Origin of the sequence: Bradyrhizobium sp. JYMT SZCCT0428 (genome assembly GCF_018131075.1) — a bacterium.
Classification (GTDB): domain Bacteria; phylum Pseudomonadota; class Alphaproteobacteria; order Rhizobiales; family Xanthobacteraceae; genus Bradyrhizobium.
On record NZ_JAFCLS010000009.1, the window covers coordinates 14,770 to 34,565 of the forward strand.

Here is a 19,796-nt window from a genome sequence, read left to right on the forward strand (position 1 = left end):
GTAGCTATGTCGAGCGTTAATCAAGCGACCCGGATTGATGAAGGCAAACTCAACGCGTTCGTCGGCCAGATGCTGGGCGACCTCGGGGGCGCGTCCAGCGTCGCCATGGTACGGATGGGCGATGCGCTTGGATTGTACAAGACGCTACACACCAATGGGCCGATGACCTCAGCCGAACTCGCCAGCTCCGCGAAAGTCGATCCGCGCTATCTTCGCGAGTGGCTGTCCAATCAGGCGAGCTCCAACTATTTGTCCTACGATCCTGCCTCGGCGAAATTCGCGCTGCCGCCCGAGCAGGCGATGGTGTTCGCTATTCCCGACAGCCCGGTTTATCTGATGGGCGGCTTCGATCTGATGGCGGCGATGCTCGAGAACCAGCCGAAAGTTCAGGCCGCGTTCAAGTCCGGCGGCGGTGTCGCCTGGGGCGATCAAGCCGGCTGCATGTTCTGCGCGGTGGCCCGCTTCTTCCGGCCCGGCTATCACAACAACATCGTTTCGACGTGGCTTCCTGCTCTCGGAGGTGACGTGATGAAGAAGCTGGAGGCCGGCGCAGACGTCGCGGACGTCGGCTGCGGCCACGGCTGGTCGACGGTCCTGATGGCGAAGGCTTTCCCCAAATCCCGATTCGTCGGCTACGACTTCCATCCCGGTTCGATTGCGGATGCAAAGGCGCATGCCGAAACCCATGGCGTTTCCGCCAACACGCGCTTCGAGGTCGGCCTCGCCAAGGATTATCCCGGCAAGGACTTTGATCTCGTGACCTGTTTCGACTGCTTGCACGACATGGGCGACCCGGCTGGAGCCGCCGCCCATATACGCCAATCCCTGAAGGACGATGGGACATGGATGATCTGCGAGCCGATCGCGGGCGATCGTCTCGAGCAGAACCTCAACCCGGTCGGACGCTTGTACTATGCCGCATCGACCATGATCTGCGTGCCGACCTCGCTCTCGCAGGAAGTCGGCACGGCGCTTGGCGCGCAGGCCGGCGAAGCACGGCTCCGCGAAGTCATCCTGAAGGGTGGTTTCAAGAGCGTGCGTCGTGCCACCGAGACGCCGTTCAACATGATCCTCGAGGCAAGGCCTTAGTATCCAGCATAGCGGCTGCAAGCCGGGCAAAGTTCACCGGCCGCAAGAATACTTGCGGCCGGCATGCGGCGGGTTGACCGTCGCGCGGACCAACCATATTCTCAAAGCTGCGGTGCAAGCCGCGCCCGGGTCCGCGGGAAGGGTCGAACCCACTTGCAGCTTCCAAGCAGCACCTAGAGCCTTTGTGCAGCAGCCGGTATTGCGGACCATCGGCGATCCATGCACGGAGGTTTTCAATGGAACGATCGCCTGATCGACTAAATCTCGACCATCTCAAGAAGCAAGCCAAGGATCTGATCCGTCTCTACCGGCAACGTGATGGCGACGCTTTTGCCCGGTTTCGCCGTGCCCTTCCGGCAGCCGCAGGGCGGAGCGACGACCAGATCGTATCCTTGAATCTCCGGCTCCATGACGCTCAATCGTGTGTGGCGCGCGACTACGGCTTCGCTTCCTGGCAGGACCTGAGGCGTTATCTGGAAGCGCAATCGGCTATCGGCAGCGAGCGCGAGGAACGTGTCCTGCGCTGGCTCCAACTGGTTTATGCCGGCGATATCAACGGCACGGCAAATCGCGCCAACCCACGCATCGCCATCAGGATGCTGGCCGAAAACCCCGACCTCGTCGCCGGAAACCCCTATCTGGCATGTGCGATCGGCGCGGAAGATGCGTTGCGACAGGCCACGCAGCAGGATGCAGCATGGGTCAATCGCGCGGGTGGACCACTGAAACTGCCTCCACTTGTCGCCGTCACGCATTCCAGCCTGTTGTCCGTTCCGGAATTCCGCACGCGTCTGCATCGCTGTGCCCGTCTGCTGCTGGGCGCAGGCGCTGATCCCAACCAGCGTATCGGCAATCGTTGGCCGCCGGCATCGGTCAGCGAACCTGACGACGGCAATCCCTTGTCGGCGCTGTATGGCGCCGCCGGAACGAACCATGATCCTGAACTCACGCAACTGCTGCTCGACGCTGGCGCTGATCCCAATGACGGCGAGTCCCTCTATCACTCGCTGGAGACGTTTGCATGTACCCGCCTGCTGCTCGAGCGTGGCGCGCATGTCGCGGGCAGCAACGCGATCTACCATGCACTCGACTTCGACAATGTCGCCGCACTCGAACTGCTGCTCCAGCACGGCGGCGATCCGAATGAGCCCGCGCGCAATTCACCCTTGACCGACTGGGGCTCGCCACTGCTGTGGGCGATCCGGCGGCGGCGATCCCGCCGGTGTATCGAGACGCTGCTAAACGCTGGCGCAAACCCGTCGGCAGCGACGCCTGATGGCGTCAGCGCCTACCGGCTCGCCTTGCAGTTCGGTCTTCGCGAGGTCGCTGATCTCTTGCGCGCGAGCGCTGCGCACGAACCCATTCCGGATGAGGAAGCGTTCATCGCGGCCTGCGCTTGCGGCGACGAGGCCGAGGCCCGGCGCATCCGCGCCAGGCGGCCCGACCTCCCCGAAACGCTTCCGGCCTCGCAGTTGCGGTTGCTGCCCGATCTCGCCGCCGAGGGCAACGATGTGGGGGTAAGGCTGATGGTCAGGCTCGGCTGGCCGATCGCGGTGCGCGGCGGCGACTGGAATGCGTCGGCGCTCAATCTGGCGGTGTTTCGCGGCGATGCCGGATTGACCCGGTTCCTGCTTGAACATGGGGCCAACTGGACCGAGCAACATGGCTTTGGCGATAACGCCTGCGGTTCGCTTTCCTGGGCCTCTTGCAACGAGCCGGTCGAAGGCGGCGACTGGTCGGGCTGCGCGCGCGCCCTGCTCGACCATGGCATGCCGCGCGCGAAGCCGGATCATGACCGCTCGGAATGGATTTTGATCGACGGGCGGAGAAAACAATTCTCCGACGAGGTCACCGAGATCCTGCTGGGTGGGTCGTAAGGCCCGTCCCTACTCGATCGGACGGCCGGTCATGGCGGTGAGTTCCTTCACCAGGCGGTCGGACATCTGTCCGGTCACCGGCAGCTTGCGGTCGCGCTCGAATTTGGTGATCGCCGCCTGCGTGTCCGAACCGACGGCGCCGGTCGGCTTCAACTGGCCGTAGCCGTATTCGGTCAGCGCGCGCTGCACCGACGCCACGCGGCGCGCGCCCGCGGATTGCGCGGATGCCGGAATCGGCGCCGGCGGCCTCACGACATGGGCTGTCGTGGCCGGAGCGGACCCGGCCGCCTTGGCCGCCGGAAGGGTAATGCTGGAAGCTGCAGCGGCGGGAGCCGAACCAGTCGACCTGACCACCAGATTGGTCATTGGGTCAGAGGTTTTGGCGTCAGAGGTTTTGGCGTCAGAGGTTTTGGGGTCAGCGCTCTTGGGGTCGGTGGTTTTGGAATCGGCGTTTCTGCTCTCGACGGGTTTCGGTTCCGGGGGCTCAGCGGAACGCACCAGTTCAACCGGGCGCGGACGAGGCAGCGGGTTCGCAACCGCCGGCGCGGGCGCCGGCAATTTCACGACCGAACCGAACATCGGCGACGGATGACGACCAGCCTGCAGAAACAAAGCGTTGGTGAGAATGGCGCCGATGGCGGCAACGGCCAGCGCGCCGGCCAGCATGTCCTTCGGACTGCGCAAGAGCATGCGCATCACAAATCCACGCTCTTCTTCCGCGTTAACTGCAACCGCTTTCGCGCCGCGACGGCGGCGCGGCATCTCGTCGTCCTCGATCGTTCGCTTAGGCACTTTTCTTCACCTGATGGGCTTGGTCTTGTAATCCTGATCGCAGCGCCGGCTTCAGCGTCGCGACATTGCTCGAAGGTGCTTGGCTCGAAGGTACCGGGCTCGACGGCGAATTCAATTCCACCGCCGACGGCGCGAAGGCCAGCGGCAAGACCACGGTTACCGTGGTTCCCTCATTGACCTTGCTCTGCACATTCACCTCGCCATGGTGCAATCCGACCAGGCCCTTCACGATCGACAGTCCGAGGCCGGTGCCTTCGTGCTTGCGCTGATAGGTCTTGCCGGCCTGGAAGAACGGATCGCCGATCCGCTTGAGATCGTCGGGTGCGATGCCGACCCCGGTGTCGGTAACGCGAAGCATCAGGCGCGAGCCCTCGACCGCAGCCGAGACCGTGACATTGCCGCCGCGCTCGGTGAATTTGACGGCGTTGGCGACCAGATTCAGTACGATCTGTTTGAAGGCGCGTGGATCGCCCGTCATCATGGGCAGATCTTCCGGCGCACGGGTGACGAGATCGACGCCGTTTTCGCGGGCTTTCAGGGCCAGCAGGTTGCAGCAATGCAGCACTGCGGCGCGCGGCGCGAATGGCTCGGGTGAAATCTCGAAATTGCCGGACTCCATCTTCGACATGTCGAGAATGCCGTTGACGACCGATAACAGATGCTGCCCGGAATCGTTGATCAGCTGCGCATATTCCTTGCGCCGCGCCGCGTCGATCATCAGCACATCTTCCTGAACGATCATCTCGGAGAACCCGATGATGGCGTTGAGCGGCGTGCGCAGTTCATGGCTCATGGTGGCGAGGAAACGGGTCTTGGACGCATCCGCCCGTTCGGCGGCGGTACGCGCCAACTCCAGCGCCTGCTCCTGCACCTTGCGGTCGGTGACGTCGCGCATCACGGCGACGACTTCGGCCTCGGGCGAGGCATTCTCGAGCGGCCGGCAGCGCATCTCGACCCAGATGAAATCGGAGTTGCTCTGGCCGCGGGCGACATCGCGCCGCAGCCGGAACTCGACGCTGCGCGCCTCGCCGCCACGCGCGGCGTCCGACAATGCGGTCAGATAGGCCGGACGATCGGCCACATGGACGCGGTCGAACAGGCCGTGACCTGCAAGCCGCGTGACTGAAGCGCCCAGCATGGTTTCCGCGGCGGGCGAAATGAACTGCACCGCGCCGTTGCGGCTGTGGCGTGAAATCACGTCGCTCATGTTAAGCGCCAGCAGGCGGTAGCGGTCTTCCTCGACACTGAGCAGTGCGACGCTGGTACGCGCCAGCGATTCCGAGCCAAAGGCGAGACCGACGGCATAGAGCGTCGCCGCCGCGATTCCGACCGCCATCAGGAGGCTACGCAACGCCGCGTTCGGCTCCATCACCGGCAACAGGTCGAAATGCCCGAGCGCGATCAACAGCGCCGCGCAGGACAACGCCAGCGCCGAGGCAAACGCGACGACGCGGCGCGAGGCCGAGAGCGCGGCTTCAAGCGGAACCACGACCAGCCCGACCGCGGCAAAGGACTCAATGCCTCCGGTCGTCGCGGCGACCATCATGACGAGACCGGCCAGCGCCAGCGACGACAGAATATGCGCGCCGTCGTAGCGACCGGTGCGCGACAGGAACCATGACAGCAGGATGGGTGCGATCAGCCAGGCAAAAGCCGCAACCTCGATAGCCGTGGGCGCACCGCGCATCGCCAGGTAGACCGGGAATGCCGCAAAGGCGGCGAGGCTGCCGAGCAGCCGCGGCGCCATGAAGGCGCGATGCCGCGCGCGCGTCAGCGCATCATATCGTGCGGACGGATGCAGCAGCGCATCAAGACAATCGCGGATGATACTCAAAACACTCACGGCCTTTGCGCTTCGGCTTGTTCGTCTGGCAAGTTAGCTTTGCAGACGCGCCGGAACGCCCCCTTATCTTTGGCCCACCGTGTCAGAGCGAACTTAAGCGAACGCTAAGGCACGGCGGCCGGGCGGCAAACACCGTGCATTCGCGGAGCTTTAACCGATTACGGAACGCTCATTCGACGCGGATGGTGAACGACAGGTTTCCGGCGCGATCAATCTATGGTTTCGAAATGGTGGACGGCCCGGCACGCCCACTTTTTTGTGTTCGCAGATATCAATCGAAAATTTACGTCGAATCAAATCATTGGAATTTTCAGCGAATTTTCGGCGAATTTACTTCAATGCAAACACTTGCGATTTATCGACGGCTGATAGTCAGGAGCAAAGCTGCGGACATAACCGCAACAGGACCAAAAGAAACGACCGGGGTCGCGAGATGTTCTTTCTGCTTCGTTTGGTGTTCTGGCTCGGACTGGTGCTCGTGCTGCTGCCCAGAGAAAAGACGCCTGAATCGGACAAGCTGCCGCAGATCGGCGCCTCCGAAGCCGTATCGGCCGCGACCGCGGCCGTCTCCGACATGGGGCAGTTCTGCAAGCGCCAGCCGGCGGCCTGTGAAGTCGGCGGCCAGGCCGCGACCGTGATCGGCCAGCGCGCGCAGGACGGCGCACGCAAGCTCTATCAGATCATCACCGACAAGCCCGACAAGAAAGCCCCCGACCACACCGGCTCGATCCACGGCCCGGGCGGCGACGAAGCCACATTGGCGGCCACCGCGCGGGGCGACACGCTCACGCAAGACGATCTTGCAACCGAGTGGCGCGGCACGTCTTTGCATTGACTGGATAATGGCTGGAAAATAGGCCCGGAACCGGTTCCATTTTCGTCGCTTTCGCTCGACCCGCATCCTATATAGACGGTGGAGCAGGGTCTGATTGCATCAGACCCGGGCTCCAGCCTTTTTTAACGCGTTTTCTTGACGCGAACCGGTACCCACTTCGCTCGAAAAACGCTATGCGCATGGAACACGGGCCACGATGACGATCGACGAGATCAGGGAAAATTTTGAGCTGCTGGACGAGTGGGACGACCGCTACCGGTACGTCATCGAACTCGGCCGCACGCTGGCGCCGATGCCGGAAGCCGAGCATTCAGCGGCCAACAAGGTCAACGGCTGCGCCAGCCAGGTCTGGCTCGCAAAGCAGCTCGACCGCAGCGGCGACAGCGAACCGCGCCTGAATTACCTCGGCGACAGCGATGCCCACATCGTACGCGGCCTGATCGCGATCCTGCTGACGCTCTATTCCGGGCACACGCCGCAGCAGATCCTGTCGATGGATGCGATTGCCCTGTTCGACGAACTCGGATTTCGCGAGCATCTGACGCCGCAGCGTTCCAACGGCCTGCGCTCGATGGTCGAGCGCATCCGCTCCGATGCGCGCGAGGCGCTTGCCACCGCTTCCTGACGCGTTTTCTTTACGCGAACCGGTATCCACTTCGCTCGAAAACGCTTTGCTATTTCCGCTTCCGCGCCTGCTGGCCGAGGCCCATCTTCTTGGCGAGCTGCGAACGGGCCACCGCATAATTCGGCGCGACCATCGGATAGTCGGGCGGAAGGCCCCATTTGTCGCGATATTGCTCCGGCGTCATGTTGTATTGCGTGCGCAAATGGCGCTTCAGCGACTTGAAGCGCTTGCCGTCCTCCAGACAGATCAGATACTCCGGGGTCATCGATTTCTTGACGGACACGGCCGGCTTTGCCGGTTCGAGCGCCGTCTCGATCCGGCCGGTCGATACCCGCAGCAGCGCGGCGTGAACCTGGCTGATCAGGTTCGGGATTTCAGAAGCCTGCGTCGGATTGTTGCTGAGATAGGCCGATACGATGTTGGCGGTCAGTTCGACGGGCGTCTTGCCGGCGGAATCGGTCATGGCTCAACCTTCCTGGGAATCGCAAACGCGATCCTGGGATCGCGAACGCGCGAGCGCGTAGGGTGCTGAAAGTATCCGGACGCGCCTATACGCAAAGGGAATTTATTACGACTTGGCGAATATGAACGAATTACCGGGAATCTGACAAGAACTACGGCGTTTTATTTTCACGCCGGCTTGCTGGCCAAGTATTGTGCCCTTCAGGGCCGCTGATCGAGGTGCGTACGCAGCTCGTCGATGGAAGCAAAGCGCATCATGCCCTCGGGCATCTGGGCCTCGATCGATCCGTCCGAATAGAGCGAATAGGCCATGCCGTCGACGACGCCCGATTTCAGCACCGTTACGGCCGGCTGTTGGTCATTACGCGGCGGGGCGCCGTTTGGTTCGTCGAATGCCGGGGGTGTCCGGGCCGCGCGACGCGGCGGCGGGGTCTCGCCAGGCCGCGATCGCTCCGGTTTCGGCCAGGCATCGTCGAACGATGGCGGTTGCGTTTCGGCGGGGACGGGCGGCGGCGGTGCGGCCGGCGGATTAGGGCGAAGATCCGGCGACAACAGATCCGGCGGCAGCGGCTCGCTGGTCCTGGCCTGAGCGCGCTCGCGCTCCTTGCGCGACGTCGAGGAAAACAACAGATTGCGCTTTGGCTTGGCCGCAGCCTCGGCCGGCTCGGATTCGGTCGGCAGATCGCCACGCGGGCGCTCGCGTGTGGCGGCCTCGCCCTGCCATGGCGGCGGCGACGCGGCAGCAGGTGCGGCTGGCGCGCCGCCGGCGCTCTCGGCGGTCTCCAGCTTGAACGGAACAAGGAGGTCGCCTGAGCCAGCCTCCGGTGACATAGCCGGTGGAAGCACCGGCCGTACCATGGCCTCGCTGCGCGCCTGGAATGCGCCGGCGCTGAGCTGCCGCGCGATGTTCCTCAGTTCCCGCACCGCCACCCAGAGCCCGAGCATGATCACGCCCGTGCAAAACCCGGTCGCGCCGGTGAGGATCAGCGTGTTGCCGGTGCTGAATTCGTTAATCGTGATTCCGTAGCCAATCGCCAGCAGGCCCGCCAAAATAAGGCCGACGCCTGCGACCAACATGCCAACCATCATCGAACTAACCCCCCGGCTGCGCCCGAAATGCTCGCAGACCGCCTATGCCACGATACCGTCATAATGTGCGCACCGCCAACCAGCAATTCTGCACAGAGTTCCTCAAGAAACGGTTCCTCAAAAATCCCCTGGACAATCCCTTGGCAGCGGAAGCCTTCCCTCTGCAAAATTCAGGCACCGCTCACGGCATTCAGCTGCCATTCAGACGCCTCCCGTATATCTACGGCCTACTAATTACCGCCGATTTGTTGCATTGCATCAGGGAATTAGACCACAATTCCCAATTACTTGAAAATGGAACTGCGCTATATGGATGCCGGGGAAAGAGGCTCAAAAGCGCAAACGCTGGGCCATAGGGGACACCGGGTTAGCCAATAGCCATGTCAGCCATCACGACATCTGCCGTCGATACGCCCGAGCGGCGCTCGATGGAGCGGACTTGGGACGACCTTGCCATGGTCGTGCTGGCCGCTGTCACCCTGGTCGCAGGTTTGACCTTCCGTGATTACGGACTGGGCTGGGACGATTACACCCACGCCGAATATGCCGAGCTGCTGCTGCGCATGTACGGTTCCGGTTTCAAGGATGTCGGCGCGCTGTCATTCGCCAATCTCTACATGTACGGCGGCGGCTTCGACATGGCGGCGGCACTGCTGCACAAGGTCATCCCGCTCGAACTGTTCGAAACGCGCCGCCTGCTCGGCGCCGTCGTCGGCGTCATCGGACTTGCCGTGACGTGGCGGCTCGCGCGGCGCGTCGGCGGTCCGCTGGCCGGGCTCGCGACGCTGCTGCTGCTGGCGCTGTGCCCGACCTTCTACGGCCACATGTTCATGAACCCGAAGGACGCGCCATTCGCCGTGTCGATGGTGATCCTGATCCTGGGTCTGGTCCGCCTCGCCGAGGAATATCCACAGCCCTCGCCGCGAACCATCCTGATCGTCGGATTTGGTGCCGGCCTTGCCATCGGCTGCCGCATTCTCGGCGGGCTGGCGCTGGTCTACGCCATGGTCGGTTTCGTGCCGTTGCTGATCGAGGAATATCGTACGCAAGGGCTGCGCGAAGCCGCGCATCGCTTCGGCCATGTGGTTTACGTGCTGCTGCCGGGCCTCGTGTTCGGCTACCTGCTGATGGGCCTGGTATGGCCATGGGCGATCATGGAGCCGGACCATCCGTTCAAGGCGCTGACCTATTTCTCGCATTTCTTCGAAAAGCCCTGGAAGGAAATGTTCGACGGCGCGCTGGTGTCGGTGCCGGACATGCCGTGGTCGTATCTGCCGACGCTGTTCGCGCTGCAGCTCCCCGAAGTGCTGCTGGCACTGTTGTTCGCCGGCATCGTCGGCACCTTCATGTCGCTGTCGCGCACCGACGTGCCGGCCCGCCGCAAGACCATCATGTTGATGCTCACGATGGCGGCGACGCTGCCGCTGGTGATCGCCATGGTGAAGCGGCCCGCGCTCTACAACGGAATCCGGCATTTCGTGTTCGTGATTCCGCCGATGGCAGTGCTGGCCGGCGTCGCCTTCGGCCGGGGCATGACCTGGCTGAAGGAAAACCGCCGCAGCTGGCAACCCGCAGCCCTTGCGGCGTTCGCGTTCGGGCTGTTGCTGCCGCTCAGCGAAATGATCCGCCTGCATCCTTACGAATACACCCACTTCAACCACATCGCCGGCACGGTCCGCTCCGCCGACAATTTCTTCATGCTGGATTATTGGGGACTGGCGCTGAAGCAGGCTTCCGACGGCCTGCGCGAGGAACTGGTGGAGCGGCAGGAAGTCGCGCCAAGCGGCCGCAAGTGGAAGGTTGCAGTGTGCGGCCCGCAACGTCCGGCGCAAGTCGCGCTCGGTCCGGATTTCACCATCGGCTGGGACAGCAACGCCGCCGACTTCGCGATGACGCTGGGCGAATTCTATTGCAAGGGCCTCACCGCGCCGGTGATGGTGGAAATCAAGCGCGACGACGTCGTTTTCGCGCGCGTCTACGATATCCGCGGCCGCGCCATTTCGTCCCTGCTCGCCATTCCGGCGCCGTAGCCCTCAAGAGCACAAAGGCATAACAGCCAGCTCCTGGCCGCGCCTTGCTGTGGTGCGAGCGCAGGGCTAGGCTTGCGCGAGAAATCAGCAACACACTGGAGAAACAGGTCATGTCGCCAGCCGAAGCTCGCCTCAAGGAAGTACCGTCCGGCATGACCGATGCCGAGTGGAACCAGCGCGTCGATCTCGCCGCCGCCTATCGGCTGGTCGCGCTTTATGGCTGGGACGATCTCGTCGACACCCACATTTCCGCGCGGGTACCCGGACCGGAGCATCACTTCCTGATCAATCCCTACGGCCTGATGTTCGACGAGATCACGGCTTCCAGCCTGGTCAAGGTCGACCTCAACGGCAACCAGCTCACCCAGAGCGATTACAGCATCAACCCGGCGGGCTTCACCATCCATTCGGCGATCCATGAGGTCCGCGAGGACGCCGGCTGCGTGCTTCATCTTCACACGCCCGACGGCACGGCAGTGGCGAGCTGCATGGAAGGCCTGCTGCCGATGAACCAGACCGCGCAATTGGTCACCCATGACCTCGCCTATCACGACTATGAAGGCATCGCGCTGGACCATGACGAGCGCCCGCGGCTGCAAAAGGACCTCGGCAACAAGAACCACATGCTGCTGCGCAATCACGGCACGCTCACCGTCGGCCGCTCGGTCGCCTCCGCTTTCCAGCGCATGTACCATCTGGAGCGGGCCTGCACGATGCAGGTGCGCACCCGCATGCTCGGGCCGACCGCCTATCCGGTCGAAGAGGCCGTGGTCTACAAGAACGCGCAATTGTTCAGCAATCCTGATCGGGCGGAAATGCGCTCGACCAACCTGGTGTGGCCGCCGCTCCTGCGCAAGCTCGATCGCATCGACCCGAGCTACCGGACCTGACGCCCAAACGCGGGCGAACAGTGCGAAAGGTTCAGCGCCGTGACCATTCTGGTGACCGGCAGTTCCGGCCATCTCGGCGAGGCACTGGTCCGTACCCTGCAGGCTGAGCGGCGTGACGTTCTCGGCATCGACGTTCTTCCCGGCGCGTTTACGCAGCTCGTGGGCTCGATCACCGACCGCGGCTTTGTGCGGCAATGCATGAAGGGCGTCACGGCCGTGCTGCACACCGCGACGCTGCACAAGCCGCATGTGGCGACCCACAGCCGTCAAGGTCGACGTCAACGTCACGGGCACGCTCAATCTGCTTGAGGAAGCCACTGCTGCCGACGTCACGGCGTTCGTCTATACCAGCACCACGAGCGTGTTCGGCGACGCGCTGGTGCCGCCACCGGGCGAGCCGGCCGCCTGGGTGACGGAAGACGTCGTCCCGGTGCCGAAAAACATCTACGGCGTCACCAAAGCGGCTGCCGAGGACCTGTGCCAGCTGTTTGCGCGCAACCATTCGCTCGGCGCCATCGTCCTGCGCACCTCGCGTTTCTTTCCCGAGGAAGACGACAACCGCGCCGTCCGCGAGGGCTATGCCGACGCCAACGTCAAGGCCAACGAATTTCTCCATCGCCGCGTCGATCTCGAGGACGTGGTCAGCGCGCATCTGCTGGCCATCAGCCACGCACCATCAGCAGGTTTCGCGAAATACATCATCAGCGCCACGACGCCGTTCTCGCCCGATGATGCCGCGGAATTGCGCAGCGATTTGCAGCTTGTGCTGCGCCGTTACGTACCCGGCTTTGAGGCGGCATATGCACGGCGCGGCTGGACGATGGCTTCCGGCATCGACCGGGTTTACGTCAATGCCAGGGCGCGCGATGAACTCGGCTGGCAACCGCGTCATGATTTCCGCACCCTGCTGGCGCGGCTGCAAAACGGTGACGACATCCGCAGCCCGCTCGCGCGGCAGATCGGCAGCAAGGGCTATCACGACCGCGTCTTCCGCGACGGCTACCCGCTGGAGTAAGGGCCCGCGCCGGTCTTCGCCCGGGTTATCGGAATTGAAAATCTTGGGAGTTGCGTGTAGGTTGTTTCCCAACGACCTCTGCACTACCGAATCAAAACGCCGCCCAATTCCGGGCGGCGTTTTTATTTTGACGCTGAACGTAGGGTGGGCAAAGCGAAGCGTGCCCACCACTCAAATCAGTCGTATGGATAGATGGTGGGCACGGCGCGATGCGCCTTTGCCCACCCTACAGGCTACGACGCTACTTCCCCGCTTCCGCGAACGCGGCCAAAATCCGGGCCCAGGAGCGGATGCCTTTGTGAAAGCTCTTCAGGTCGTACTTCTCGTTCGGCGAATGGATGTTGTCGTCGTCGAGGCCGAAGCCGACCAGCACGGTATCGAGGCCGAGCGTGCGCTTGAAGTCCGCGACGATCGGGATCGAGGCGCCGGAACCGATCAGCAGCGCTTCCTTGCCCCATTCGTCGGTCAGCGCGCGCTTGGCGGCCGCCAGCGGCTTCATGTTCCAGTCGAGCGCGATCGCGGGTGCGTTGGAGTGATCGATGAATTCGGCCTTGCAATCGCCCGGCAGCCGCGCCGTCACATAATCGCGGAAGGCTTTGCGGATCTTGTCCGGGTTCTGCCCCTCCACCAGGCGGAACGAGATCTTTGCGGAGGCCTCGGCCGCGATGACCGTCTTGGAGCCCTCGCCGGTGTAGCCGCCGACGATGCCGTTGATGTCGCAGGTCGGGCGCGACGAGACCTGTTCGATCAGGAGGCGGTCCTTTTCGCCGGCCGGAATCGAAAGCCCGATCGGCTTCAAGAATGATTCCGCCGTCAGGTTGAGATTCTTCCATTGCGCCAGGATATCCGGCGGCAGGTCCTTCACGCCGTCGTAGAAGCCGGGAATGGTGATGCGGCCGTTGTCGTCGAACAGGCCGCCGAGAATTTTGGTCAGCACCCGGATCGGATTCTGCGCACCGCCGCCGAAGATGCCGGAATGCAGATCGCGGTTGGCGGCCTTGATCTTGACCTCGTCATAAACGAGCCCGCGCAACGACGTCGTGATCGCGGGCGTGTTCTGGTCCCACATGCCGGTGTCGCAGACCAGCGCGAAGTCCGCTTTCAGGTCAGCCTTGTTCTGTTCGAGGAACGGCACGAAGTTTTTCGAGCCGACTTCTTCTTCGCCCTCGATGACAATGGTGACGTCGACCGGCAGCGATCCGGTCACCTCCTTCCAGGCGCGGCAGGCTTCGACGAAGGTCATCAGCTGTCCCTTGTCGTCCTCCGCCCCGCGCGCAACGATGATCTTGCGGCCGTCGGCATGGTCGGTCACGACAGGCTCGAACGGCGGGCGGTGCCACAGGTTCAAGGGGTCGACCGGCTGCACATCATAATGCCCGTAGAACAGCACGTGCGGCCGCCCGCCCGTTCCGCCATTCATCTTGGCGACGATCGCAGGATGCCCCGCCGTTGGCCGCACCTCCGCCGCAAAACCGAGCGTCGCGATGTCCTTGGCCAAATGATCGGCGGCCGCCTTGCAGTCGCCGGCAAAGGCGGGATCTGCCGAGATCGACTTGATCCGCAGCAGCGCAAACAGCCGTTCGAGGCTGTTGTCGAAATCGGCATCGATGCGGTCGAGGACCGGCTGAAGCTGAGCGTTGGCCATCACTGATATCCCTTGGCTGTGGGCATTGTTGTTGCATCGATTTGTAGCCCGCTTGTGGTCCCGGGCAAAGTGGCGGCGGCCACCGCATCGGGCGGATGCAGCATGTGCCAGACCAGCCCCGCCACCAGCAGCGCGGTCGAGGCCAGATTGTTCCCGTAAGCCTGCAGCTCGTTCGGAAAGATCGGCAGCGACAGGCACAAGAGCAAGCCTGCGACGGCCAGAAGCGCCCAGGTGCCGGCCTTCACCACAGGGCGCGGGTCATAAGCGGCGCGATGGATCAGCACCGTCATCGGGAAGAACAGCCACAGAAAATAATATTGGCGTGCCAGCGGCGAAGCGACCGTCATCAGGCAGAACAGAATGCCGATTTCCTCGGCGTCTGATTTTTCAGTCCGGCGCGAGGCCGGCGGCATCACCAGGAGATAGCCGATCCCGATCACAAGCGACACCGCCAGCACAATCAGGTTCGCCGTCCTGAAATCGACGTCGACGACGTTCATGGTGCGCACAGCTTTCGACGGATCGTCCTGATTGTAGTTCACCGGCCGCGTCAGGCGGTGCGTCACCGCGATGATGGACTGGTTGACCCACGACCAGTTCTGCTCGTCACGCTGGCCGAACCCTTTTTCCGAGCTCGACCCCACCATGCCCTGGTACCAGTTCTTCAATTCGGCGGCGTTGTGCTGGAAACCGCGGAACGGCGCCGGCAGCACGAACAGAAACACGAACAGGAAGACAAGCATGCTCGCGGCCGCCGCCCACTGCCGGCGCCAGACCAGATAGGGAAACACCGCGACCGGGAACACCTTGATCGCGGTGGCGAGCGCGAACATGCTGCCCGCCATCCAGCCGCGCTGATCGCGCAGCAGCCAGAAGCCGTACAGCATCAACGCCAGCAGCACGAGGTTGGGCTGTCCGAGGTCGAACATGTCGAACACGAAGGTTACGGTAACGAAGCCCGGCAGCGCTTCGAGCCAAGGATTGAGTTTCTCCCCGGGCTTCTGCCCCGACCCCGCCATCGCGTGGGAATACTGCGCCGTCATCCACCAGGCGACGATGTTGAGCAATGACAGGCACAGATAAAGCGGGATCTTGCCGAAATAGCTCGGGATCGCCAGCAGCAGCGCCGACAGCGGCGGATAGATGAATTCGAAATAGGTGGCGGGATTGTCAGGATAGAGGTTCTGGCCATGCAGCACCTGCTGCCCGGCCCAGAACCAAAGCGGATAATCCTTGGTCTTGCCGTTGCCCCAGATTTCCGGAACCAGCACGTCGGCCGTCAGACCAATACAGCAGATCAGAAACAGAATATCGAGCGGCGCTCGCAACGAGGGATACCTCAGCACAAGCTCGATCCGAACATCAGGAAGTCATTCATTTCTTTCATTCCGCGGTGAGATGGATAGCTTCGCTTCGCTCGCAATGACGGTTGTTGGAGCTGGGAACGCTCCTCACGCGTCATTGCGAGCGAAGCGAAGCAATCCATACTTTCTTTCCGCGGAAGTACCTTCGCCGCAAGAAATCAGCGCCGCAGCAATCCACCAAGCGCACCGCGCACCAGCGCTCGCCCCACCGAACTGCCGAGTGAGCCGCCGACCGATTTGCCGAGATCGGCGACAACGCCGCCGATCACCTTGTTGGTGACGGAACGCGTAACGTCGCGCGCGATGACCTGGCCGGTCGACAGCCGGCCGCGCTTGTTGTTGGTGCCGAAGATGGTGCCGACGATCCCGCCGATCTGTCCGAGGATTCCGCCGCCACCACCGCCATCCGATCTATCCGCCGGCGCGGCCGTTCCTGCCACGCGCTTCAGCAGCATCTCATAGGCGGACTCAGCGTCGACCGCGGTGTCGTATTTGCCCTTCACCGGGCTCTTGTTCATGAGCGCCTTGCGTTCCTCCGGCGTGATCGGTCCGATCCGTCCCGTCGGCGGCCGGATCATCACCCGCTCGACCATCGTCGGCGTGCCACCGCCTTCGAGGAACGACACCAGCGCCTCACCCTTGGCGAGCTCCATGATGACCCGGGCGGTGTCAAGCTTCGGATTGGGCCTGAACGTCTGCGCCGCCGCCGCCACCGCCTTCTGGTCGCGAGGCGTGAACGCGCGCAACGCGTGCTGCACGCGGTTGCCCAATTGCGCGAGCACCTTGTCCGGCACGTCGATCGGGTTTTGCGTAACGAAATAAACACCGACGCCCTTGGAACGGATCAGCCGCACCACCTGCTCGATCTTGTCCATCAGCGCCTTCGGCGCATCGGTGAACAACAGATGCGCCTCGTCGAAGAAGAACACCAGTTTCGGCTTCGGCAGGTCGCCGGCCTCAGGCAGTTCCTCGAACAGCTCCGACAGCATCCACAACAGGAAGGTCGAGTAGAGTCGCGGGCTCTGCATCAGCTTGTCCGCGACGAGGATATTGACCATGCCGCGGCCATCGCTGTCGGTCTTCATGAAATCCTTCAGCGTCAGCGCCGGTTCGCCGAAGAATTTCGCTGCGCCCTGGTTTTCGAGCACCAGCAGCTGGCGCTGAATCGTGCCAACCGTCGCCTTTGAGACATTGCCGAAGCCCTGCGCGGCCTTGCGGATCGGCGCCAGCGGGTCTTCTTCCGCATCGGCACCCTTCTTGCCGCCAGCCGGTACGATGGCATCGAGCAGCGCACGCAGATCCTTCATGTCGATCAGCGTCAGGCCGTTTTCGTCCGCGACACGGAACGCAACATTGAGGACGCCCTCCTGGACGTCGTTCAAATCGAGCATCCGGGACAGCAGCAACGGCCCCATTTCCGTGACGGTGGCCCGGACCGGATGACCCTGCTCGCCAAACACGTCCCAGAATACGGTCGAGAACTGATCGGGCTGGAAGTTGAGCCCCATCTCGCCCGCGCGCTTCAGGATAAAGTCCTTGGCTTCACCGACTTCGGAGATCCCGGACAGGTCGCCCTTGATATCGGCTGCGAAAACCGGAACACCGGCGCGGGCAAACCCTTCCGCCATCACCTGCAGCGACACAGTCTTGCCGGTTCCGGTCGCCCCGGTGACAAGGCCGTGCCGATTGGCGAGCGCGAGCGTCAGCCATGCTGTCTGCTCGCCCTTGCCGATGAAAATCTTCTCATTGGTATCGGCTGTCTTGTTGTCGGGGGTCGCCATCACATCGCCTCTTCGCGCATCGGGAAAGTTTGGTCGCCAAGCAATGCCATCATATCGCATCCTGCCGGTCGATTGAAACCGTCCATGGACAACGACATAGCCCGGGCCTTGCACACCCTGCCTCATACTTTTCTCTAACTCCGGTAGAAATACGAGGGCCGCAGTGCGGTAACATGGCGTGAATCCCGCATTCACTCTTGCATTGCTGCAACACTCGACGAGCGATCTCGGACGAAATCGCCTTCGCGCGCGCGGATCGCTTGTATTTCAGATCGCAGACGCTCAAGATAAATTCACAAGGTACGACCCGGTAACAAACCGGCTGAGGGCGGGGCAATATGGACGAATTGATTGGACAGCTGGCCAGCAAGGCCGGCATCGATAGCGTTGTCGCTGAAAAAACCATCGGCATCGTTCTGGGTTTTCTCCGTAACGAGGGGCCTTCCGACAAGGTTCAGGCTCTGATCGATCAAATTCCAGGCGCCGAGGCTGCGATCGCGGCCTCGAACAGCAACAGCGGGCTCTCCAGGTTGATGGGCGGTGGGCTGATGGCGCTCGGCACCAAGCTGATGGCGCTTGGTCTGGGCATGAACGAGATTCAGAACGTGGCGCGTGAACTTTTCAGGTTCGGCCGCGACAAAATCGGAGCGGACAAAATGGGCGAGATCATTTCGGGGACACCGGGGCTAAGCCAGTTCGCTTGAAACACCCCCCTTCGGCCGCGCACATTCTCTTGCATCGAGTATCATGACATATCCCCTCTCCGAGATCGAAGGCTTGACCGCCTACTCTGCCTCGAAACTCAAATCGATTGGCATTCGCACGACCGAAGCGCTGCTTGAAGCCGCCCGCACCGTCAAAGGACGCAAGGCGCTCGCCGCGAAGACCGGGATCAGTGAACAGCAACTGCTCGAATGGGCCAATTTCTCCGACTACATGCGGATTCCCGGGATGGGCAAGGCGAAGGTCGGGCTGGTGCGCGCTGCCGGCGTGCCGACGGTTCGCGAACTCGCGCTGCGTAACCCGGCGCGGCTCGCCCAGAACATGAAAGACGTGAATACCAAGCGTAAGCTGGTCCGCGTCATGCCCTCGGAGAAATCGGTCGAGCAACTGATCGCCCAGGCGCGCAAGCTTCAGCCGAAAATCAGCTACTAAAAGTCGGCCAGCCGACATACGCTGGCGGGGTCTCGCGTCTTGACTCACTGGCGCGGACCGCGCAAAGCGACCGCATGATCGTAAGCATGTCCAGACCCGCCACCGCGGCCGGCCCGGCCGGTCATTTTGACCTGCCGGCGCTGTTGTCACGGCCCTTCCCGGCCGTGATGGGCGTACTGAACGTAACCCCCGACTCATTTTCCGATGGCGGACAGTTCGCTGCCCCCGAAAGCGCGCTTGCGCAGGCCCGCCGGATGGTCGCCGAAGGTTCTGACATCATCGACATCGGTGCGGAATCGACCCGACCCTACGGATCAGAGCCGATCTCGGTAGAAGAAGAGTTGAAGCGGCTGCAACCGGTGCTACCGGAGGTTGTTTCGCTTGGAGTTCCCGTCTCGATCGACAGCATGAAGTCGGCCGTCGTCGCCTGGGCGCTCGACCATGGCGCCGTCGTCGCCAACGATGTCTGGGGGCTGCAGCGCGATCCCGGCATGGCCGGCCTGATCGCGGCACGCCAGGTGCACGTCATCATCATGCACAACCGCGACAGCGCCGATCCCGCCATCGACATCATGAAGGATATCGCCTCCTTCTTCGCGCGATCGCTCGACATCGCCGCGAAGGCCGGTATTTCGCCCGGCAAGATCGTGCTCGACCCCGGCATCGGCTTTGGCAAGACTCCGGAACAGAGCATGACGGCCCTGGCGCGGCTGCATGAGCTGCAATCCTTCGGCCTGCCGCTGCTGGTCGGGGCCTCGCGCAAGCGCTTCATCAGTGTGGTGACGCCGTCGGAACCGCATCAGCGCCTTGGCGGTTCGATCGCCGCCCATCTGATTGCGGCGAAGGGCGGCGCGCGCATCATCCGCGCCCATGACGTTGCGGAAACCGTTCAAGCGCTGCGCGTCGCAACCGCCATTGGGGAACTGCAGAGATGACCGATACGATCTTCATCACCGGCGTCGTCATCCATGCCCGCCATGGCGTGATGGAACACGAGACCGAAGTCGGCCAGCGCTTCGTGATCGATCTCGAGCTCTCCGTCGACCTGTCAGAATCCTCGCGCACCGACCGCCTGTCCGACACCGTGTCCTATTCCAACGTGGTCGCGACCGCGACGGCGGCGTTCAAGAACACCAATTACAAACTGCTGGAACGTGCGGCCGGCGCCGTGGCCGATGCCATCCTGGCCGCGTTTCCGCGCATCGCGGCGGTCGAGGTCACCGTCCACAAGCCGCACGCGCCGATCGCCGCGATCTTCGACGATGTCGGCGTGGTCTTGATGCGCACACGGCAGTCGCCCTGAC

The 19,796-nt window shown here is 62.9% G+C and carries 17 protein-coding genes and 1 pseudogene; 11 read left to right on the forward strand and 7 right to left on the reverse strand.

What is annotated here, in order from left to right; translation table 11 throughout:
* Nucleotides 1-6 precede the first annotated feature (6 nt).
* Nucleotides 7-1,089, forward strand: coding sequence for a class I SAM-dependent methyltransferase (locus tag JQ575_RS11280; RefSeq protein WP_212033275.1), 1,083 nt, complete (start codon nucleotides 7-9; stop codon nucleotides 1,087-1,089).
* Between the two features lie 236 nt (nucleotides 1,090-1,325).
* On the forward strand, nucleotides 1,326-2,966 hold the full coding sequence (locus JQ575_RS11285) for a hypothetical protein (RefSeq protein WP_212033276.1): 1,641 nt from the start codon (nucleotides 1,326-1,328) through the stop codon (nucleotides 2,964-2,966).
* A gap of 9 nt (nucleotides 2,967-2,975) precedes the next feature.
* On the opposite strand, the gene JQ575_RS11290 is transcribed toward JQ575_RS11285, so the two are convergent.
* Both JQ575_RS11290 and JQ575_RS11295 read right to left on the reverse strand, forming a co-directional pair.
* The gene (locus JQ575_RS11290; protein WP_212033277.1) at nucleotides 2,976-3,758 is read right to left on the reverse strand and encodes a peptidoglycan-binding domain-containing protein; all 783 of its coding nucleotides are present in this window, start codon (nucleotides 3,756-3,758) and stop codon (nucleotides 2,976-2,978) included.
* Nucleotides 3,751-5,601 carry a PAS domain-containing sensor histidine kinase gene (locus JQ575_RS11295; protein ID WP_212033278.1) on the reverse strand — a complete coding sequence of 617 codons (1,851 nt, stop codon included), beginning with the start codon at nucleotides 5,599-5,601 and terminating at the stop codon, nucleotides 3,751-3,753. Before JQ575_RS11295 ends, JQ575_RS11290 begins: the two co-directional genes overlap by 8 nt.
* Before the next feature lie 433 nt (nucleotides 5,602-6,034).
* Here JQ575_RS11295 and JQ575_RS11300 point away from each other — a divergent pair, with 433 nt between their 5' ends.
* Complete coding sequence (locus JQ575_RS11300) at nucleotides 6,035-6,436, forward strand: DUF5330 domain-containing protein (protein ID WP_212033279.1); 402 nt, start codon at nucleotides 6,035-6,037, stop codon at nucleotides 6,434-6,436.
* A 196-nt stretch (nucleotides 6,437-6,632) separates the two neighbouring features.
* Nucleotides 6,633-7,061: a SufE family protein gene (locus JQ575_RS11305; protein WP_212033280.1), complete on the forward strand. Its 429-nt coding sequence runs from the start codon at nucleotides 6,633-6,635 to the stop codon at nucleotides 7,059-7,061.
* Nucleotides 7,062-7,110: 49 nt separating this feature from the next.
* Here the strand turns inward: JQ575_RS11305 and JQ575_RS11310 are convergent, their stop codons facing one another.
* Both JQ575_RS11310 and JQ575_RS11315 read right to left on the reverse strand, forming a co-directional pair.
* Entirely contained in the window at nucleotides 7,111-7,524 is a 414-nt protein-coding gene (locus tag JQ575_RS11310) for a MucR family transcriptional regulator (protein ID WP_212033281.1), read from the reverse strand.
* Nucleotides 7,525-7,724: 200 nt separating this feature from the next.
* Nucleotides 7,725-8,600 carry a DUF308 domain-containing protein gene (locus JQ575_RS11315; RefSeq protein ID WP_312015927.1) on the reverse strand — a complete coding sequence of 292 codons (876 nt, stop codon included), beginning with the start codon at nucleotides 8,598-8,600 and terminating at the stop codon, nucleotides 7,725-7,727.
* Nucleotides 8,601-8,992: 392 nt separating this feature from the next.
* Here JQ575_RS11315 and JQ575_RS11320 point away from each other — a divergent pair, with 392 nt between their 5' ends.
* The 3 genes and pseudogenes from JQ575_RS11320 to JQ575_RS11330 all read left to right on the forward strand — a co-directional run bounded on the left by JQ575_RS11320 (nucleotide 8,993) and on the right by JQ575_RS11330 (nucleotide 12,547).
* Entirely contained in the window at nucleotides 8,993-10,642 is a 1,650-nt protein-coding gene (locus JQ575_RS11320; protein ID WP_212033283.1) for a glycosyltransferase family 39 protein, read from the forward strand.
* 110 nt (nucleotides 10,643-10,752) lie between these two features.
* The gene (locus JQ575_RS11325; RefSeq protein ID WP_212033284.1) at nucleotides 10,753-11,532 is read left to right on the forward strand and encodes a class II aldolase/adducin family protein; all 780 of its coding nucleotides are present in this window, start codon (nucleotides 10,753-10,755) and stop codon (nucleotides 11,530-11,532) included.
* Between the two features lie 39 nt (nucleotides 11,533-11,571).
* A pseudogene (locus JQ575_RS11330) lies at nucleotides 11,572-12,547 on the forward strand (NAD-dependent epimerase/dehydratase family protein).
* 241 nt (nucleotides 12,548-12,788) lie between these two features.
* Here the strand turns inward: JQ575_RS11330 and JQ575_RS11335 are convergent.
* The 3 genes from JQ575_RS11335 to JQ575_RS11345 form a co-directional block, all read right to left on the reverse strand.
* Entirely contained in the window at nucleotides 12,789-14,192 is a 1,404-nt protein-coding gene (locus tag JQ575_RS11335) for a M20/M25/M40 family metallo-hydrolase (protein ID WP_212033285.1), read from the reverse strand.
* Nucleotides 14,192-15,535 carry a glycosyltransferase family 87 protein gene (locus JQ575_RS11340; protein ID WP_249166601.1) on the reverse strand — a complete coding sequence of 448 codons (1,344 nt, stop codon included), beginning with the start codon at nucleotides 15,533-15,535 and terminating at the stop codon, nucleotides 14,192-14,194. The genes JQ575_RS11335 and JQ575_RS11340 overlap by 1 nt, the downstream gene beginning before the upstream one ends.
* Before the next feature lie 179 nt (nucleotides 15,536-15,714).
* Nucleotides 15,715-17,337 carry a helicase HerA-like domain-containing protein gene (locus JQ575_RS11345; protein WP_212033286.1) on the reverse strand — a complete coding sequence of 541 codons (1,623 nt, stop codon included), beginning with the start codon at nucleotides 17,335-17,337 and terminating at the stop codon, nucleotides 15,715-15,717.
* A 338-nt stretch (nucleotides 17,338-17,675) separates the two neighbouring features.
* Between JQ575_RS11345 and JQ575_RS11350 the strand changes: the two genes are divergently transcribed.
* The 4 genes from JQ575_RS11350 (at nucleotide 17,676) to folB (ending at nucleotide 19,795) form a co-directional block, all read left to right on the forward strand.
* On the forward strand, nucleotides 17,676-18,041 hold the full coding sequence (locus JQ575_RS11350) for a DUF2267 domain-containing protein (protein ID WP_212033287.1): 366 nt from the start codon (nucleotides 17,676-17,678) through the stop codon (nucleotides 18,039-18,041).
* Nucleotides 18,042-18,084: 43 nt separating this feature from the next.
* A complete protein-coding gene (locus JQ575_RS11355) occupies nucleotides 18,085-18,492 on the forward strand; it encodes a DUF4332 domain-containing protein (protein WP_192737421.1) in 408 nt (135 codons plus the stop codon).
* A gap of 86 nt (nucleotides 18,493-18,578) precedes the next feature.
* The gene (gene folP / locus JQ575_RS11360; RefSeq protein WP_249166587.1) at nucleotides 18,579-19,427 is read left to right on the forward strand and encodes a dihydropteroate synthase; all 849 of its coding nucleotides are present in this window, start codon (nucleotides 18,579-18,581) and stop codon (nucleotides 19,425-19,427) included.
* Complete coding sequence (folB, locus tag JQ575_RS11365; RefSeq protein ID WP_192737419.1) at nucleotides 19,424-19,795, forward strand: dihydroneopterin aldolase; 372 nt, start codon at nucleotides 19,424-19,426, stop codon at nucleotides 19,793-19,795. Before folP ends, folB begins: the two co-directional genes overlap by 4 nt.
* The last annotated feature ends 1 nt before the right edge of the window (nucleotide 19,796 follow it).

What these genes read in the sequence shown, in the direction of transcription:
- JQ575_RS11280 (WP_212033275.1), top strand. Translation starts at nt 7, where the DNA reads ATGTCGAGCGTTAATCAAGCGACCCGGATTGATGAAGGCAAACTCAAC.
- JQ575_RS11285 (WP_212033276.1), top strand. Translation starts at nt 1,326, where the DNA reads ATGGAACGATCGCCTGATCGACTAAATCTCGACCATCTCAAGAAGCAA.
- JQ575_RS11300 (WP_212033279.1), top strand. Translation starts at nt 6,035, where the DNA reads ATGTTCTTTCTGCTTCGTTTGGTGTTCTGGCTCGGACTGGTGCTCGTG.
- JQ575_RS11305 (WP_212033280.1), top strand. Translation starts at nt 6,633, where the DNA reads ATGACGATCGACGAGATCAGGGAAAATTTTGAGCTGCTGGACGAGTGG.
- JQ575_RS11310 (WP_212033281.1), bottom strand. Translation starts at nt 7,524, where the DNA reads ATGACCGATTCCGCCGGCAAGACGCCCGTCGAACTGACCGCCAACATC.
- JQ575_RS11315 (WP_312015927.1), bottom strand. Translation starts at nt 8,600, where the DNA reads ATGTTGGTCGCAGGCGTCGGCCTTATTTTGGCGGGCCTGCTGGCGATT.
- JQ575_RS11320 (WP_212033283.1), top strand. Translation starts at nt 8,993, where the DNA reads ATGTCAGCCATCACGACATCTGCCGTCGATACGCCCGAGCGGCGCTCG.
- JQ575_RS11325 (WP_212033284.1), top strand. Translation starts at nt 10,753, where the DNA reads ATGTCGCCAGCCGAAGCTCGCCTCAAGGAAGTACCGTCCGGCATGACC.
- JQ575_RS11335 (WP_212033285.1), bottom strand. Translation starts at nt 14,192, where the DNA reads ATGGCCAACGCTCAGCTTCAGCCGGTCCTCGACCGCATCGATGCCGAT.
- JQ575_RS11345 (WP_212033286.1), bottom strand. Translation starts at nt 17,337, where the DNA reads ATGGCGACCCCCGACAACAAGACAGCCGATACCAATGAGAAGATTTTC.
- JQ575_RS11350 (WP_212033287.1), top strand. Translation starts at nt 17,676, where the DNA reads ATGGACGAATTGATTGGACAGCTGGCCAGCAAGGCCGGCATCGATAGC.
- JQ575_RS11355 (WP_192737421.1), top strand. Translation starts at nt 18,085, where the DNA reads ATGACATATCCCCTCTCCGAGATCGAAGGCTTGACCGCCTACTCTGCC.
- folP (WP_249166587.1), top strand. Translation starts at nt 18,579, where the DNA reads ATGTCCAGACCCGCCACCGCGGCCGGCCCGGCCGGTCATTTTGACCTG.
- folB (WP_192737419.1), top strand. Translation starts at nt 19,424, where the DNA reads ATGACCGATACGATCTTCATCACCGGCGTCGTCATCCATGCCCGCCAT.